Raw genomic sequence first — 16,832 nt, 5'->3', positions numbered from 1 at the left:
CACTGTCGTAAGACCATTCAAAATTTTCGCCAACAAATTTTTTGTTGACTTCCCTAACTGTTTTCCGCTTTTGCTGAAGTCTGCCTATGCCATTTGAGTATACCTAAATGTCATAGGGTAAATCGCGCCTGAAAAAGCCTAATGTCATCACCTATATGTCATGGGGGTAATTGTCATAACCTAAATGTCATGTGTTAGTTCATCCTTAGAGCGTTCTTATGCTGATTTGATGTCGCAGATGTTTACAGCATGACGGCATAACGTTTTGCAGGTGCGATCCGTCGATTAAATCAAGAACAGAACAAATAACGCGCTTAGCGTAGGATAATTTCCGTTTTCCAAGCGGACCCCTACCGCGTTTTCACTTAAGAAATCTTCATCCGGACCGAAAAAGCAGAGGTATTAATTCAGACCTTGTATTGAGAGATGTATCCTGATTTTGCCCACTCAGGAGTGGGCATTTTTTTATGCACAGGGACCGACCAGAAATTTCCGCCATCTCAGTAAATTCACAGTCACCGTGTCTCTTGTGTTAATCGATTGCTGCATTTGCTCTGTAAGCTATTGCTGCGCCTGCATAGCGGCGATTACCGCCCACCCTTAGCGGGCCGGGGCAACTTATTATCTTATAAAAGTTTCAGTGAACCAGACTGGTATTCCGGGACCGGTTAACAGAAGCCAGAGTGCCGCTGTTAACAGATGGCCGGTGGCAGGCCGCAGGCGAGGGAGAAGGCTTGAGCAGCTTCATTATCTTCAGCAGAGGTTTGATGTGCTCTGCGCTTTGCCGGGTTTTCAGTAATCGTTGCGTATGGCTGAGCAGACATTTTATACCGCGTGCCCGCAAGATGTGTTTGTCCTCCCCGCACAGCCAGCCGGCCAGCGGCCTGAGTAAATAAGTGATGACATCTTTCGGACTGTAGTTTGTGTAAAGCTCCCACAGACAGTGGGTGCGCGTTTCATCGGTACCGGAGACAAGCTGAAAAATAAGCTCCTGCCTGCGAAATTCCCAGCCGCTGGGCCGGTAATGCCATGAATCACTGAGAAGGGTACGGATTTCGCTGAGGGTGTCACCCGATGAGGTCAGGGCACGGATAACCCGGATTTGAGCCATCTGCGGTTCGCTGTAACCTTCTCCGGAAGGCGGCGTAATCAGGGACGCGGACTGCCAGGCGTTGAGAGTGGCGGGTAAGATATCAGTCATACGGCAGGCAACAAAAGCTGAAGTAAACAAAGCAGGCATCTCCATGGTTCAGAAAGTAAGCAGATAGTGTCCCGGTATCTGACTCTGAGGATTGATCAACATCAATAAGAGTCACGCCTGCAGCTTCACCGGAAAGGGATTAAGAAAATTCCTGGGGATAGCAGGGGCAGCGGAACCACTCAACAGCAGGAGACAGAAATTTTGGTTCATTTGAAAACGCATAAATGGAGGGCGAATCAGGCAATGGAAGATGAGGTTTACGGGCATGTTACATTTAATGCTGATATGAACCAGTTATATAGTTACATCATTCAATATCTCCTCTACTAACATCCAGCACTCCACCTGACCTTCAAAGCCCCTCCTGAACCCCCCATTTTACCCCCGCGCCCCTCTCCGGCAAGCCCCCGACGCCGGACCTGAAGCCCGGTTGCCCCCACTGAACAGCCTTGGCCGCCCGGCCCGCAGGGCCGGTTATGCTGTTGCTGGTTAATGGGTGATGTAACTAATGGGTCCGGTGTCGCTGTGAGGGGTGCCGCGGGTGCTTTCTTTTGTCTTCGACCGTCAGAGTTTGTGCGCCTGAAAGGCCGCTGCTTCAACGGCGTCTGGCAGGGAATGGGGGGTTCAGCGATATGTGGGGAAGAGGGCGGCTGCGCCGCGCTACCGGCGCAGTTCAGTTGTAGGGTGATATGTGGCACCGGCTGGCACCTTCATGCCGCAAGCGGCATGCTAAAGTGGGCTAGCTTCTGCTCAAAAGCAGCACTGCTTCTACGGTACCAGCGTCAGGTCGGTTAAATCACCCTTGACTTTCCAGCGCCATCATCTGACCGCTCAGTATTTCACCATGTTTTTCAAGCGAGCTGATTTTTTCCCGCAGTGAACGCGCTTCTGATTCATGCTTTGAAGCCTGCTCACAAACGTTAGAAAAGACATTTTTGTCTTCTTTCTCTTTTTCACATGATGTCCTTTCATAGCCGGCGCTGGCGCTGGTTTCGTGTAACAAACGATATTCCTGTTCAATTTGCTTACTGTTTAAGGCCATGGCGTCACTGAGCTCTTTAAGCCTAGACTCCTTCCGCTCTGCAGCCTGCTGACGCTCCCCGCTACTGAGAGCGTTAAGCGTATTTTTCAGATCCGCATTTTCCTGCAAAACATTTTCATAACGCGCAGAGAGGGCATTCATGCTCTCTTTATAACCGGCGGACAACTCAATGGCCTTTTTGCTGATAGCGTCGTCACGGGTAGCCTGCGCTGTATCGTATCGGCTCTGTGCGATTCTAAGATCTTCCGTCAGCCGCTGGTTCTGCCAAGTCAGGCCCTCGATCCGCCCCTTCATCTCGCCCAAGGTCGTAGCATTCAGTACCGCCCATGTCGTACCGACTGACAGGAAGATCAGCGTACAGCTGCTAATGAACCATGCTGCCACAGCATGATTTCTGATTTTTTCTGGGATCCATTGGGGTTGACTGAGCATGCAGGAGGCACCTTAATTGTTTGAGAAACATAATGTACCAGACGACAGTTGACTGGAGCATTTTCACTCCGCGCTGTTACCGACCCTGCCTAATCAATGATTTTTTTCATGGATGCGCTAGCCAACAGGCGCAACAACAAACGTTTGGCTAGTGTGGATGATATTTCCTTAAGGCTTCATCCCGGGCAAGAAGTACATACGTCTGCTGGTAACGGCGGAGACACAGGCAAGAACTGACCTGCCTGTGTCCGTGTGTTTACTGCCAGTAACCGAAAAGCCTCGCCAGCAGCACACGTGGCTCTGGCGGGCTGTCAGGGGCATACGGGCAGGGCGGTTACACCATGCTACCTGCACCGTTCAGCTGAAGCGTGATATTTGGCACCAACTTATGCCTGCATGCTGCAAACGCGGCATGCAGAAGCCAACTACTTATGTTTTTTGTCATATACAGTAAATTGCAAAGCATGGCTGAAGGTCCGCTTTGTGCCAGAAGCGGACATTACAAACACAATGGGGTGTTAATCAACAGAGAGTCGCTCACTGATTTCAGATTATGGCGTAGAAGGTAAGTGACCATCCGGTCCGTTTCAGGGTAATTCGCGCGCATCCAGACGCAGTTGCAAAAACGTCAGATCAAGCCAGCGGCCGAACTTAGTGCCAACCTCTGACATCCGGCCAGCTTCAAAGAATCCCAGTTTTTTGTGTAGTGCGATTGATGCCGCATTTTCAGATTCAATGCCTGCCACCATGACGTGCTTGCCCTGTACCGCAGCCAGTCTAATAAGTTCTTGCATTAACGCAGTACCTGCCCCATACCCCGCGCGCATCCTTATGAACGTAGACGGAGTGTTCAACTGTGTGCCGGTATCCGTCCCAGGGGCGCCAGTCGCCATAAGAAGCATATCCCAGCACTGCATCCGTTTTATCCACCGCCACGATGACAGGGAAGCCAGCATCATAACGATCTCTCATCCACTTTATGCGGTTAAGAAAATCGACCTTGTTTTCATTCCAGATAGCCGTCGTATTAAGCACGGCATCATTATAAATCTCCGTAATGGTTTCAGCATCGCGTTCTGTAGCAGTACGAATAAGCATGATAGACACCCCGACGTTTATTCACTAAAGTAGACAAATCGTACACCATCTTAGTTATCTAATATGTTAGATGAAATGTCCAGTAAAGAAGATGAGCTGAACACCCGTATCGGCCAGAAAGTCCGTCAGGAAAGAGAAAAGCGGGGCTGGTCACTGACAGAGCTGGCCGAAAATTCCGGTGTCTCGCGGGCAATGATCCATAAAATTGAACGTGGAGAAAGCAGCCCAACCGCCACGCTTCTGGCACGGCTTTCAGGCGCTTTTGATATGTCCATGTCACAGCTTCTTGCCCTGACAGAGATGCGCCCGGGCACGCTCGTGAGACATAAAAACCAGGCTGTCTGGCAGGATCCAGAAACCGGTTATATCCGTCGCCACGTTTCACCGGGGCAGATCCCTGTAGACCTGGTCAGCGTTGAACTTCCTGCTCATACCGCAGTGTCCATGCCGGTCATCTCTTATCTTTCCCGACGTCAGCTTATATGGGTAATTGAGGGCAGGCTGAGGTTTGAGGAAGGAACGCATACCTTTGATATGCTCGCTGGCGATTGCCTGGAGCTTGGCGATCCCGCTGATTGTGTCTTTAGAAATGACACTGATGAAGTGTGCCGATATGCCGTGGTTGTGCTCAAGCCTGCCTGAACAAAAATTGCCGATACCCATACCATGCCGGTCATTCATAGCTGATGAACATACTATGCGGGTATCCAATTTTGAGTAACCCATGTCGGCTATGAGTCAAAAGCGGAACTAATTTGTTAGCTTAACTACCACCTCAGCATTTATAAGTTAAAAAATGAGAAGGCATAATTCGTAAAGCTAAAACGTAAAATTCAAGGAAAGAGTAAGCCATGCTTTTTGCAATAAGATTCACCGATAACCCAGCGGCATTCCATGTCAGAAAGGAACACTTCCATGCCCATGTCGAGTGGTTAAAGCAACACAACAATGTCGTCAGGGCTGCCGGTTCATTACGCAAAAAGACAATGACCAGCCAGTTGGAGCGCTATGGATAGTTGTAGCTGCTAATGAAGATGAAGCCTCAAAGGTATTCGCGACTGACCCATTCTGGGTTTTTGGACTGAGAGCCTCAGTAGAAGTTTTATCCTGGAGCCTTGCTTTTGAGGACATGCTTACTTGACCTACTTCCCATTTATTGACGCTTAGGATTGTTCGGTAAATCTCCATCAGCTATAGGGACAATCGCGAACTTCCGCTGATCGCTCATAGTGGACACTAATCTGTGCGTCAGTCCGCTTTGTGCCAGAAGCGGACGTTTCCAGCATCTGCATGCACTAATCTGTGGAGAACAGATCTCGCTGCATAGTCATGCAGGCACGCCAAAATCATCAGGAATATTTTTTCACTGTATGAACATGAGAAGGTGCACTAAACGACCCGCACGCGCCAGAAACGCGCTGAGGGGCTCTCAAGGGGCGATCAAGCCCTGTTATATTAAATTCGCCACGAAGGTGGGATCAGCCGGAAAAACGGCGCCGTTTTAACGATGACGCTTGCCTTCCTTTTGTTTTTTCGCCAGGCTGGCGCTCCGGTGCTTGGCCGGGCCACAAGAATTATAAAAAACCTGAAATCCTCATGTTCCCGCCGTACGGCGGGATTTTTTTGCCGCAAGGCGAAACTGGTCAGCCTGTGTGTACCGGTTTGCTTGTGCAGCAGAGCATTTTTCTCCAGACTCAGAGAGTGCCGGTGCCTGCTGGTCCCGGTCACAGTGAGGAATTCTGAATCTTGTCTCTGGTTCACCCCGCTCTAGATGGCGGGGTTTTTTACTCTTTCGGCCTTCTAAGGCCCGGTGAGAAGCCGCTCCCCTGTTTCCTGACGTGTACAGCGCGACAACGTGAATTAAAAAATTACCCGTGCACTAAGGCATTCTGAAAATGGCCCGATAACTGTTTTGCCCGGCACCAGGGGAATCCTGATAAAACGAGACCTTTTTCTGTCAGCACCCTGACGAGGATGCTTTTTTTGCGATGCTGTTTGCCGGGCCTGCGTTTTTTCTGTGTGAGCTGTATGGCAGACAGAGCATCCGGGCCATAAAAAAGTAATTAACTGAAAATTCTCGGTTTCCCGCCATCATGGCGGGATTTTTTTGCACTCCCGCTGGTCACTCACCGGTCGCCGGGGTGGGGTAATCTTTTGCTGTCAGCGGTTTCGCTTGCATTGATTATTTCTGTATAAAACTAAATTTACGGATAAAAACGGCTACGCTTAATGGTGTGATAACGCACATTTTTTCCGTGGAGGGGCTATGGCAGCACATCGTGGTGGGGCAGGAAACTTTGCGGAGAACCCGGAACGGGCCGCTGAAGCAGGCAGAAAAGGCGGAAAGGCCAGCGGCGGAAACTTTAAAAACAGCCCTGAGCGTGCCAGTGAGGCCGGACGCAAAGGCGGCCTGGTCAGCCGGAGAAGTCGCTCTGACAGTTCCGCTTCCTGAGCTGTTTTTTCAAAGGCAGTAAAAAGCCCGTCTCTGGCGGGCTTTTTACTGCCTTACGCAACAGGGGTGTTATGTTAAGTGCGATATGCAGGTCGAGTGACTTAGAGAAAAATAAAATTTAAGGAGTAGTAGAATTAAAAACTACGCTAAGCGGTATAAAAAATCGAATCCGAGATTATACAATGTTAAAATGGCCGCAAAAAGACACTTGAAAGCATTTTTCAGGAAAAGCTCATCTTTTAAAAATGATACTTTATGCTGCTGTCAGCTTATCTTAGGTGTTTTACAAATCCCTTTCAAACAGCAGAATTTAGAAATCATTTCATTCTGATTAAATTTTATAAATTGCTTTCGCTATTTTTTTGATTACAATATCGCTCGATTTTATAAAAAATTTAAATGGAATTATTTGTATGAAAAAAGTACTTTTGATTGCAGCAGCATCTGTTCTTTTACTTAGCGGTTGTGCCACAGTTCCTCTGGCTGATCAAAACAGTAATCTTCAAGCCAAAACTTTCCCAGCGCCAGGCCAGGGAAAATCTGGTCTGTACATCTATCGCGATAGTTTTGCAGGTAAGGCATTAAAAAAGATATTTATCTTGATGGCACTTGTGTAGGTGAGACGTCAGATAAAGTGTATTTTTATAAACAAGTAGAAGGTGATAAGTTGCATAAACTTTCTACCGAATCTGAGTTTTCGCCTAACAATTTAGAGATTTACACATCGGCAGGTAAAAATTATTACGTTCGACAATTAATAAAGATGGGTGTTTTTGTCGGAGGTGCAAAAATTGAAAATGTTCCAGAAGAAGAAGGTAGGCGTGTTGTTATGAAGAGCGAGGTTAAGCTTGCTAAGCAAGGAAATTGTGATGATTGACTCTTAATTTATTTAAAATAAATATAAGCAGGGTGGCGAAAGAAATGCAGTTAAAGAACACATCGCTTTAAGGATGTTATGTTTGATGTAAAAGTAACTTCATTCATTATGAGCGAAACGTCCGCTTTTCGCTCATAATGAATGTGACCTGCGCAACTTTCCGCTTTATGCCAGAAGCGGACATTACAATTACCCGACTGTGTTAATGAACAGTGTGCAGGTCATTTTTTCACTCATGCCAATAAACAGATGAGTACTACAATATATCACGTTTATCCGTAACCATCGCACACATTGAGATGGTTTACGCATATGTTCAACATCTTTGACCGATGAAAAATTATATGTATGCGCCTAACTGTAGCTAAATATTAATATTGCATATTATCTTATAATCTGTGCAATAAACATGTCAATATGATGACATTTTTCCAACATGTTTTGATATGAAACAGTCGAACCTTAAAGCCGCTCGCCGAGGAATAGTTTTAAGTAGCGTCCATACATTAGCGCACTTTATAAATTTCTCATTTTTCTACAAAAGAGCCTTTTTGTCGCCCGTATTTCCTCGCACTTCTAATCATTTAAAAAAATCGCAACCAAGACTTTAGTAGAGTGTCATGTTGTTAATTAAGAAAATAGCTAATTGCATGCACTATATTTTGGATATTATAATCATTTCATATATCCTACTCACACGCTTATTCACGAACATGAATAATAGACTAACTGGGCTAGATCTTCTTCGCTCAATCATCATGATTTTCGGCCCCACATTTCATGCTTCTATGCTCTACAGTGGCGCATGGGGATTTGATTACTCATTAAACCAGAATGAATGGGTCGTAGATGTTCTAAATTTAACACACCCTTTCAGGATGGAGCTGTTTTTTATCATTTCCGGTTTTTTTTCAGCGATTTTGATAAAGCGAAAGGGTGCCAGCCACTTTATCTCAAGCCGAAAAAAAAGGTTAATACGGCCTACATTGCTGGCTTTAGTCATAACCTTACCTTTGATAGCCTTGGAAATGTATTTCCTTTTCGATGATAAAGAATTACGTGATTATCTTAGTTATAAACACCTCTGGTTTCTCATTGTCCTTTCTCAGATAAGCATGCTCTTGATGCTTGCGCCGGAAAAGATAAACAGGTTTGCATCTTATATTGCAGAAAAGCTCGATAGGTTAAGGTGGTCGTTTGTTTTTTTCTTGCTGTTTTTAGTCGTATGTTTATCTGTTGCTGTCAGTAAAGTCGTTAATATTCTGCTACCAGAATCTGTATTAAGTGTAAGTCAAATAATTCCAACCATACAATACACCCCTTTTTTTTCTTCATAGGAATGTTGCTGTTTTTTATTAAAAAGGATATTAATAAAAACGAGGCGATGGTTTTGTCAGCGATTTATCTTTTGTGGTACTCTGTTAGCGTTATGTTTAAAGGTGAGTACAAAATCACCATGAGCTTATGTCAGGTATTTGCTGTGATCGCCCTATGCCTGGCATTATTTTATACCTTTAAGAATCTAAATATAAAAGAAAATAAAACCATTACAGCTTTATCAAAGCTCGCCCTGCCCTTTTATTTAACGCATTTACCTATTTTAATCTTCCTTGGATGGATATGGAGTAAATCGGGAATCTCAAGAGATCCTCTTTTATTCTTAACTTATGTAATCGTACTAAACATCATTTTTAGCTTTGCAGCGTCTATTCTCATCAGGAAAAGCCAAAAGATGTCAATTTTCTTGGGGTTAGCATAACTTTATGAAATCTGACTGACCGCAGCTAAATCTTCTTCAAGCTCTTCCAAGCATACATAATATAGATTGATTGTGGGCACTCAGATACTCGTAAATAAGTGCTCTTTTTTAGGTCCGACGTCTGCTTTTCGCTCATAGCGGACATAAGCCTCTATGCAGGTCCGCTTTGTGCCAGAAGCGGACGGTTTCACCTCACGCAAATTCGATGGGTGTGCTTTAGAACTCATGTTAAATACGACTTTTTATGCAGATGTGAAAAAGCCGCCAAGTGGCGGCTTTTTTGTACGTATCCTAAAGCAGTAAGGTTATTCAACCTCTGAGATTTCATACTCTCTAGCGATCGCGCTGGTTTCTTTTCCCCAGACTGAAGCCCTGGTTCTTTTCTGATGAGCGTCAAAGGTAGCCTGATTTGTAAAAAGCTCTTCAACTTTCCAGATCAGAGGATTCGTCGTTTCCGTAACCTTAAATGACACGCATCCGGTCTCTTCCCTTGTCAGTTCCTTGTGTTCAGGAAGGTACTGGCGGACAAGCTCCGCCTCTTCCGCACTTTTACACACCAAACGGCCAGTCAGCTTAATCATTATCATCCCTTTTTTTCATGAAGTTTTATCGGTTTTTCCAATGATGAACCTACACCAAATAGTCGGACTAAAGAAACCGCTAAGTATCGGCAACGCTACATAACCGCTTCCTGCTCGTTACCTCTGGGGCGCGGTAGGGATGTTATGTTCAGCAGGGTGAAGAAACTCGGTCGTCATCAGTTAAACGTCCGCTCCTCGCTCAAAGCGGACCTTACGCCCGGCCCCGTCCGCTCTGTGCCAGAAGCGGACGCATAGTATGTTTATAGGGTACAGATATGGGAGGTAGAAGCGCGTAGAACCCCATTCATGAGAATGTCATTTTTACCTGGCATATTGAGTGCTTAGTCCTCCACTGGTTTCGTAGCTTTTTTGAATGACGTTGTGCGGATATTGCTTCAGCTAAAGATAAAGGGCGTCAGGATACAGTCGTGTTCTTTCCTGTACGTAATGACTGAGGGGGAATACCATACCCTCGCATAAAAACATCACGCATATGGCGGCGATCCCTGAAACCTGACTCCCTTGCAATCACGTCCAGCGAAAGTCGGCTCTGTTCAATCATCAGTCGCGCGCCTTCAAGCCGCAACCGCTCAATTACCCGGGCCGGAGATTTCCCCATCTCATTCAGAAACAGTCGATTAAGCTGACGGGTACTTACATGTACCGCATCAGCAAGATGTTCAACTGACAACGTTTTGTTGAGATTTTGCCGCACATATTCCAGCGCTATCTGTAAGCGGTCGCTTTTAGGCGACAATGCAAGCAATTCAGAATGCTGGCGCTGGCCACCCGAACGGCGCTGATTCATCACCATACGATGCGCGATATTACGGGCAAGTTCTGTCCCATGGTCCTTTTCAACCATGGCCAGCACCATATCTAACCCGGCCGTCATGCCGGCTGAGGTCCAGATTCGATCATCAATGATGTATATCAAATCGTCTTCAGTCCTGATTGCCGGGTGCAGAACCTTCATGCTGTGCGCATGTGCCCAGTGAGTAGTAGCACGTCTTTCACTCAGCAATCCCGCCTGTGCAAGCACAAAAGCTCCGGTACAGATACCTGCAACACGCCGTGCGTGACTGGTCTGGTTTTGTAAAAAGTTTATTATGCCATCTGTGGCAGGCAGTTTCGTTGGCATAAGCACACCACCAACAAGCCACGTATCAGCTGCCGCTTCGTCAGTGAGCCTCCTAGTGATGATGCTGAATCCATAAGAGGAATTGACCTCTCCGCCGGCCTCTGAATATACCGTGCAACTGTAAAAAGTTTCGCCCAACACCAGATTGGCAAATTCAAAAATCGTTAGTGTCGATAACGCAAGGGACTGGAATTGCTCGGCGATGATAAGCCCTACCCGGTGCATTCAACTTCCTTCTTTTTAATCAAGATTAAGTGATTCTGACTCAGTTTCGCAGCACCTCAACAAACTGGATGCTTTCACCCTGTCAGGAATAACCAATAATCCATCAAAGACAATAAGTGAACAATCAGAATTCAGGATGTCCCGGCCTGATATCCGAATATTAAGCGTAATGACGAGGCCGGGTTGCTGAAGACATTGATACCTCATGCAGCAGAAAAATGTCTGAAATTGTACCCTTCTGCGTCCGTTTTTTTGCCGCTCCTTCCCGTAATCTCAACTCATCCGACACATAATATCGAGGTGAGTAAAATGAACAAATCTTCAAAAGGAACGGCCGTTGTAACGGGTGCGTCAACCGGTATGGGCGCTATTTATGCAGCCCGTCTGGCCAGAATGGGTTATGACCTGATGATTGTTGCCCGCAATCATAACCGGCTTAATCAGATGGCCAGTCACATTACTGCTGACACCGAGCGTAATGTAGAAGTCGTGGCTGCGGATCTGAACGATTCACAACAACTGGCTGCCCTCGAAGAAAAACTACGTAATGACGCCAGCATAACGTTGCTGGTCAATAACGCAGGCGTTGGCACCCACACTTCTCTTATAGACAGTAATGTTGAGCAGATGACCACGATGATCAATCTCAACGTAACCGCCCTCACCCGGCTGACTTATGCCGTCGTTCCTGGTTTTATAAACCGCGGAAAAGGGGCAATTATCAACATTGCCTCTATTGTCGGAATAGCACCTGAAATCTTAAACGGCGTTTACGGCGGCAGTAAAGCTTATGTGCTGGCGTTTACCCAGTCATTACATCGCGAATTAGCTGATAAAGGCATTCAGGTTCAGGCAGTGCTGCCCAGTGCTACTGCAACACCATTCTGGGAAAACGGCGGTCTGCCGTTAAGCCAGCTTGACCCGGGTATTGTTATGCAGGCAGAGGATATGGTTGATGCGGCTCTTGCCGGTTTCCAGCTTGGTGAGCTGATTACCATTCCTTCCCTGCATGACGAAAGCCGTCTGCAAAGCTGGGAACAGGCGCGTCAGGCAATTATTGAAGACTTTTCCCACAACGTGCCCGCAACTCGTTATCAGTCTTCCTCTTCAAAAATTTAAGGCGAGCGAAAGAGGCCAAAATGAATCGTTTATATTCAGCCCCGGAAAGCGAGGCAAGTGGCAAAGCTGCGGCGCTTTTCAAAAGCATCAGACAGGCAGTGGGCAAGGTTCCGAACGCGTATCTTACCATCGGCAGCAATGCGCCCGATCTTCTTGAACAGAATTTACAGCTAAATGCGGTTCTGGGAAAAAGCAGCCTTACCGCGCGCGAACGTGAAGCCATTAACCTCGCTGTCAGTGAAGAAAGCGGCTGTGATTACTGCCTTGCCGCGCATACCCCACTCGCAGTAAAAGCGGGTTACAGTGAAGCCCAGACGCTGGAATTAAGGCAGGGGTTCCTGGTTGACGATGCACGTATTGATGCACTGGTTAAATTTGTACAACTGCTGGTCTCAGCACGTGGAACGTTATCAGCTCAACATGTCAGTGCATTTAAAGATGCCGGATTTACGGATTCGCAGATTGTTGAAACCATCGGGGTGGTTACCGCGATTTTATTTACCAACATGATTAATCGCGTGAATGACACTGAAATAGATTTCGCTCCCGTCAAAGCCATTTGATTTATACCGCCCTGAACACACGTTGTTCTGTTCAGGGTTTGAAATCTAGCTTATGTGTTCTCTGAATAAGCGCCCGTTTCATTTTAAATTCTGCAACGGGCTATAACCCTTATTGTTTATCCAGGAAAAAGATAATGAAAACCAGATTGAGTGTCAGTGCATTGCTGTTAGCGACCCAGGTTACCGCTGCATGGGCCGGTCCTGCTGAAAATAAACCGGAACCCACTGCCGGGGTAGCATCATTTCTCAAGGTGCTGAACAGCAGCGGCGGGAAGCCGATGGAACAGCTGACACCGGAAGAAGCACGTAATGTACTGGTCTCTGCTCAAAAAGGCGTGGAGCTTCCTCCGGCGCATGTATCGGAGAAAACCATTACTGTTCTGGGCAAGCCTCTGAAACTGACCATCGTAAAACCTGAAAATGCACAAGACCCTATGCTGCCTGTTTTCATGTTTTTCCATGGGGGCGGCTGGGTGCTGGGCGATTATCCGACACATGAGCGTCTGGTGCGGGATATTGTTAACGCATCGGGCGCTGCGGCTGTTTTCGTGAATTACGATCCGTCTCCAGAATCCCATTATCCCGTTGCGATTACACAGGCTTATGAGGCCACAAAATGGGTTGCTGAGCACGGCTCAGAAATCGGCGTAGACGGGAAGCGCCTGGCGCTGGTGGGAAACAGCGTCGGAGGAAACATGGTAGCTGCCGTAGCGCTCCAGGCAAAACAGTTTAAAACACCCGCTATTCGTTACGATATAATGCTGTGGCCGGTAACGGACGCACATTTTGATACAGCCTCATATCATGAATTCGCCGACGGCTATTTTCTTACCCGGAATATGATGAAATGGTTCTGGGATAATTACACCACCTCCGAAAAGGATCGAAATAATATTCTCGCTTCTCCTTTGCGGGCAAGCGCTGAGCAGCTTAAGGGATTGCCACCAACCCTTATCCAGACGGCTGAACTGGATGTGCTGCGCGATGAAGGCGAAGCTTTTGGACGCAAGCTTGATCACGCTGGTGTACCGGTTACCGTTACGCGTTATAACGGTTTGATTCATGACTATGGCCTGCTAAATGCCCTGAGCAAAGAGCCTGCGGTAATAACAGCCATTAACCAGGCGGCAGCCCAGCTCAGAACACATTTACAGTAACCGAGCCGGCCAGTCAGGAAGACTGGCCCCTGTTCAGAGCAGCCATGTTGGCTCCCCGATAAAGGTGGAACAAAACCATCTTGTGGGAAGCAGTACTAGCTTTCCCCGGGGTGGAGCACACAGCTTCAGACCTTCTGTCAGGCTCCGGGCATTAAGGTTCCGGTCAGATTAGAACGGCGGTACATTCCACATGTTTAAATGTCCTTGAGTTACTCAGTATCAGCGAAACAGACTCAACCCCCCTCAACGTATTCTCATGATTAATCGCGCTGAGTCATATAAGCGACGGGTAAGAGCGCCAGTAAATTAGAGACTGGCACATTTAAAGTTTCAGTTAGCTGGTAAGTAAAGGCAGCGACGGTTTTATAGCCTTTTACAGCGGAGAGCATTATGAACCATTATCAGGCAGCGATTATCGGATTTGGTAAAGCAGGTAAAACGCTGGCCGCCGCCCTGGGGCGTGCCGGCTGGCGCGTGGCGATCATTGAGAAATCAAAAAGATGTACGGCGGCACCTGTATTAATGTTGGCTGTATTCCCACCAAGGCGCTGGTGCACGATGCGCAAACCTCTGTCGATTTCAGTGAGGCGATGCAGCGCAAAGCCTCTGTAGTAGAGTTTTTGCGTGAAAAAAATTATCTGAATCTGGCTAATATCGCACAGGTCGAGGTGATTGATGGTCATGCGGAGTTCATTGACCCTCAGACGCTGAAAATCACGACTGAGCAGGGCAGCAGTCAGCTCAGTGCCGATCGCATTTTCATTAATACCGGCGCCGAAGCTGTTTTCCCGCAGATTGAAGGTTTGATACACGGGCCACGCATTGTCGACAGTACCGGCATTCTGAATTTATCCAGCCTGCCAAAACGCCTGGCCATTCTTGGTGGAGGCTATATTGGCGTCGAGTTCGCATCTGTGTTTGCCAGCTTCGGCAGTGAGGTCACCTTATTTGAGACGTCATCGCAATTTCTGGCACGTGAGGATGCTGATATCAGCGCGGCCATAAAAACTGTTCTCCAGGATCAGGGCGTAAAAATTGAGCTGAACACCACGGTGCAGTCGGTTACCAGCGGCAATAACAGCGTTACGCTCCACACTGGTCACGGCGATCGTCAGGCAGATGTCTTGCTGGTGGCAACCGGGCGCCGCCCGGCGACGCGAGCACTGAAGCTGGAAAATGCTGATGTAACAACGGATACGCGCGGTGCAATCACGGTTGATAAGTATCTGAAAACGTCAGTGGATCACATATGGGCGCTGGGTGATGTCACCGGCGGCCCGCAGTTTACCTACATTTCGCTGGACGATTTCCGCATTGTGCACGATCAGCTGCTGGGTAAAGGAATGCGAACCACAGACGATCGCGTGAATATACCTTATTCCGTATTTATGACGCCTACGCTGTCGCGTATCGGACTCACGGAAGCGCAGGCGCGTGAACAGGGCAGGAATTTTCAGGTGGTATCGTTGCCGGTGGCGGCAATTCCACGTGCACGCGTCATAAACGATACGCGAGGCACCCTCAAGGCGCTGGTAGACAATGACAGCAAGAAAATTCTTGGCATGGCGCTGCTGGCAGCAGACTCTCATGAGGTGATCAATATTGTGAAAACCGTCATGGATGCGGGCTTGCCGTACACAGTACTGCGGGATCAAATCTTCACTCACCCGACCATAGGTGAATCGTTAAACGATCTGTTTGCTTTAATAAAATAAGCGTGAACAAAACGCCCGGGCAGGCCGCCTGACATATGTAATCTTTTCAGAACGCGCCTGCCCGGGCGTTTTAGTGCCTGGTTCATTACAGGCAGCCGGACGGCGACCGTTATTCGACTCTATAGCTATTACTCCCAGGGTTCGATGACATAATGTCTGCTTTTCGCTCAGAGCGGACCTTGCCCCATGCGCATGTCCGCTTTGTGCCAGAAGCAGACATGTTCTGATTCAAAATATTTAAGCTTGTTTAAGAGGCGTGAAAGTCTTCTGCAACATCTGAAAAGTACCTGAGCAACCGGGTGTCTCTGGCAGGCATACGTGCATGAGCGGGTGTAATCAGGCCCATAAGTAAAAAGCGACCGCTATCCCACATGTGCTCGGTATAAACGAGATAGTGATCAGAGGTTCGGTTATAGTTTTGCTGTCTGGCGTTCCAGGTCAGCTGAAAGTGCAGATTGACGTGAATATGCTGAACGTTCGCCTCAACCGCGAACGGTGGAAAGTCAAAGGGTGCATCCCGACCAAGCAGGTCTGAAGGCGCGCCAGTTGATTTATAAGTAATGAATTCTGCTTTGAGCTGGTTTTCGAGGTCAGGGTAAACGGCAAACGTGGGCTCAAAAAATTCATCCCACGTAACCTGGCTGTAGTCAGCCGTTAATGCCATTTAGCAGCGGCCTTATTGCCCGTGTCCAGCAGATGGTTCATGCCAGAAAAGCTGACGTCTGAATCACGCACATCGGTAGTGCGGATAAGCTGGTCTATAAGGCTGAGGTAATTTTTGGTCGCAATGCTGACCATTTTGATGGCCCTGACGAACGCAAACTCAACAGTATGTTTGTCGTAAGACATGATAATGTCTTTTTCGGGCAACATCAGGACGAAAGATTCAGCAATGCCGGCGACATGAACAGTCTGGCTCTGGATTTCTTTAGCTGTTTTAACTGCGCCTTCAAAATCATTATCAGCATAACGGGAAAGTTCGACGCGGCTGTCGCGCAGGTCCCCGGCCAGGGCATTAAGCGCTGCGGTTAGATCTTCAATGTCGGTTTTGTTGACTCTGGCACCCATCTCAAAAACCCGCTCTACAATCGTAGGCTGGCACGCAACCGCTTTTGGTTGCGGCTGGATACTGGCAAGTACCAGCGCCACTGCTGCCTGCAAATGCTGGATTTTAAATTTCACGACAGACTCCATTATCGTCAGTTCACGACGAGGCGCGGTATTCTACTACTGAACCTGACTATAAGCTAAAAATAGTTTGTTGCATATGCGATACGTTAGTCAGAGCGAGACAGACAGAAGGACCGCAACAGCGATGCACCTTTAAGCCAAAAAACCGTTTCCCTGGGTGCGCCGCACTGAATGACCGAGGCGCTTCGGCAGGCGATATTCTGTTAAATCTGAATGTAATAAATAACGGTTTCAGGGCTTTTCCCTTCAGCGAGGTGGTGGCTACCGGAGATGGCTACT

16 protein-coding genes and 2 pseudogenes are annotated in these 16,832 nt (G+C 47.5%); 11 read left to right on the top strand and 7 right to left on the bottom strand.

All coding sequences use genetic code 11. From position 1 onward, the window contains the following. Nucleotides 1–637: 637 nt before the first annotated feature. From O3W44_RS21485 to O3W44_RS21475, 3 genes and pseudogenes are all read right to left on the bottom strand, one after another. On the bottom strand, nucleotides 638–1,231 hold the full coding sequence (locus O3W44_RS21485) for a MerR family transcriptional regulator (RefSeq protein WP_269294768.1): 594 nt from the start codon (nucleotides 1,229–1,231) through the stop codon (nucleotides 638–640). Nucleotides 1,232–1,997: 766 nt separating this feature from the next. Beyond that, nucleotides 1,998–2,627 (bottom strand): hypothetical protein, encoded by a 630-nt coding sequence (locus O3W44_RS21480; protein ID WP_269294767.1) that lies wholly within the window; start codon nucleotides 2,625–2,627, stop codon nucleotides 1,998–2,000. Between the two features lie 635 nt (nucleotides 2,628–3,262). Further along, nucleotides 3,263–3,773: pseudogene (locus O3W44_RS21475) on the bottom strand (GNAT family N-acetyltransferase). Nucleotides 3,774–3,836: 63 nt separating this feature from the next. Between O3W44_RS21475 and O3W44_RS21470 the strand changes: the two are divergent. The 7 genes from O3W44_RS21470 (at nucleotide 3,837) to O3W44_RS21450 (ending at nucleotide 8,861) form a co-directional block, all read left to right on the top strand. Continuing rightward, the gene (locus tag O3W44_RS21470; RefSeq protein ID WP_269294766.1) at nucleotides 3,837–4,415 is read left to right on the top strand and encodes a helix-turn-helix domain-containing protein; all 579 of its coding nucleotides are present in this window, start codon (nucleotides 3,837–3,839) and stop codon (nucleotides 4,413–4,415) included. Between the two features lie 286 nt (nucleotides 4,416–4,701). Then, the gene (locus tag O3W44_RS25120) at nucleotides 4,702–4,914 is read left to right on the top strand and encodes a YciI family protein (protein ID WP_442954683.1); all 213 of its coding nucleotides are present in this window, start codon (nucleotides 4,702–4,704) and stop codon (nucleotides 4,912–4,914) included. Between the two features lie 1,125 nt (nucleotides 4,915–6,039). Then, a complete protein-coding gene (locus O3W44_RS21465) occupies nucleotides 6,040–6,225 on the top strand; it encodes a general stress protein (protein WP_269294765.1) in 186 nt (61 codons plus the stop codon). 413 nt (nucleotides 6,226–6,638) lie between these two features. Beyond that, nucleotides 6,639–6,842 carry a hypothetical protein gene (locus O3W44_RS21460; protein WP_269294764.1) on the top strand — a complete coding sequence of 68 codons (204 nt, stop codon included), beginning with the start codon at nucleotides 6,639–6,641 and terminating at the stop codon, nucleotides 6,840–6,842. A gap of 17 nt (nucleotides 6,843–6,859) precedes the next feature. Then, the gene (locus O3W44_RS21455) at nucleotides 6,860–7,102 is read left to right on the top strand and encodes a DUF2846 domain-containing protein (RefSeq protein ID WP_269294763.1); all 243 of its coding nucleotides are present in this window, start codon (nucleotides 6,860–6,862) and stop codon (nucleotides 7,100–7,102) included. A gap of 620 nt (nucleotides 7,103–7,722) precedes the next feature. Continuing rightward, nucleotides 7,723–8,439, top strand: coding sequence for an acyltransferase family protein (locus O3W44_RS25115; RefSeq protein ID WP_442954682.1), 717 nt, complete (start codon nucleotides 7,723–7,725; stop codon nucleotides 8,437–8,439). A gap of 53 nt (nucleotides 8,440–8,492) precedes the next feature. Continuing rightward, nucleotides 8,493–8,861 (top strand): hypothetical protein, encoded by a 369-nt coding sequence (locus O3W44_RS21450; protein WP_269294762.1) that lies wholly within the window; start codon nucleotides 8,493–8,495, stop codon nucleotides 8,859–8,861. A gap of 305 nt (nucleotides 8,862–9,166) precedes the next feature. On the opposite strand, the gene O3W44_RS21445 is transcribed toward O3W44_RS21450, so the two are convergent. Together O3W44_RS21445 and O3W44_RS21440 are read right to left on the bottom strand one after the other, a co-directional pair. Continuing rightward, a complete protein-coding gene (locus tag O3W44_RS21445; protein WP_269294761.1) occupies nucleotides 9,167–9,442 on the bottom strand; it encodes a putative quinol monooxygenase in 276 nt (91 codons plus the stop codon). 415 nt (nucleotides 9,443–9,857) lie between these two features. Then, a complete protein-coding gene (locus O3W44_RS21440; protein ID WP_269294760.1) occupies nucleotides 9,858–10,808 on the bottom strand; it encodes a GlxA family transcriptional regulator in 951 nt (316 codons plus the stop codon). A 309-nt stretch (nucleotides 10,809–11,117) separates the two neighbouring features. Between O3W44_RS21440 and O3W44_RS21435 the strand changes: the two genes are divergently transcribed. From O3W44_RS21435 to rclA, 4 genes and pseudogenes are all read left to right on the top strand, one after another. After that, the gene (locus tag O3W44_RS21435; RefSeq protein WP_269294759.1) at nucleotides 11,118–11,927 is read left to right on the top strand and encodes an SDR family NAD(P)-dependent oxidoreductase; all 810 of its coding nucleotides are present in this window, start codon (nucleotides 11,118–11,120) and stop codon (nucleotides 11,925–11,927) included. Nucleotides 11,928–11,947: 20 nt separating this feature from the next. After that, a complete protein-coding gene (locus O3W44_RS21430; protein WP_269294758.1) occupies nucleotides 11,948–12,490 on the top strand; it encodes a carboxymuconolactone decarboxylase family protein in 543 nt (180 codons plus the stop codon). A 134-nt stretch (nucleotides 12,491–12,624) separates the two neighbouring features. Beyond that, nucleotides 12,625–13,647: an alpha/beta hydrolase gene (locus O3W44_RS21425; protein ID WP_269294757.1), complete on the top strand. Its 1,023-nt coding sequence runs from the start codon at nucleotides 12,625–12,627 to the stop codon at nucleotides 13,645–13,647. A 390-nt stretch (nucleotides 13,648–14,037) separates the two neighbouring features. Further along, nucleotides 14,038–15,362 (top strand): annotated as a pseudogene (gene rclA, locus O3W44_RS21420) (reactive chlorine resistance oxidoreductase RclA). Between the two features lie 247 nt (nucleotides 15,363–15,609). Here the strand turns inward: rclA and O3W44_RS21415 are convergent. Continuing rightward, nucleotides 15,610–16,026 carry a type II toxin-antitoxin system YafO family toxin gene (locus tag O3W44_RS21415; protein WP_269294756.1) on the bottom strand — a complete coding sequence of 139 codons (417 nt, stop codon included), beginning with the start codon at nucleotides 16,024–16,026 and terminating at the stop codon, nucleotides 15,610–15,612. Next, the gene (locus O3W44_RS21410; protein ID WP_269294755.1) at nucleotides 16,017–16,544 is read right to left on the bottom strand and encodes a hypothetical protein; all 528 of its coding nucleotides are present in this window, start codon (nucleotides 16,542–16,544) and stop codon (nucleotides 16,017–16,019) included. The genes O3W44_RS21415 and O3W44_RS21410 overlap by 10 nt, the downstream gene beginning before the upstream one ends. Nucleotides 16,545–16,832: the final 288 nt, after the last annotated feature.

The organism is Pantoea sp. LMR881, assembly GCF_027157825.1.
GTDB classification, from domain to species: domain Bacteria; phylum Pseudomonadota; class Gammaproteobacteria; order Enterobacterales; family Enterobacteriaceae; genus Pantoea; species Pantoea haifensis.
The sequence above is the reverse complement of the archived record's forward strand: the minus strand, read 5'-3'. Positions and strand labels throughout refer to the sequence as shown.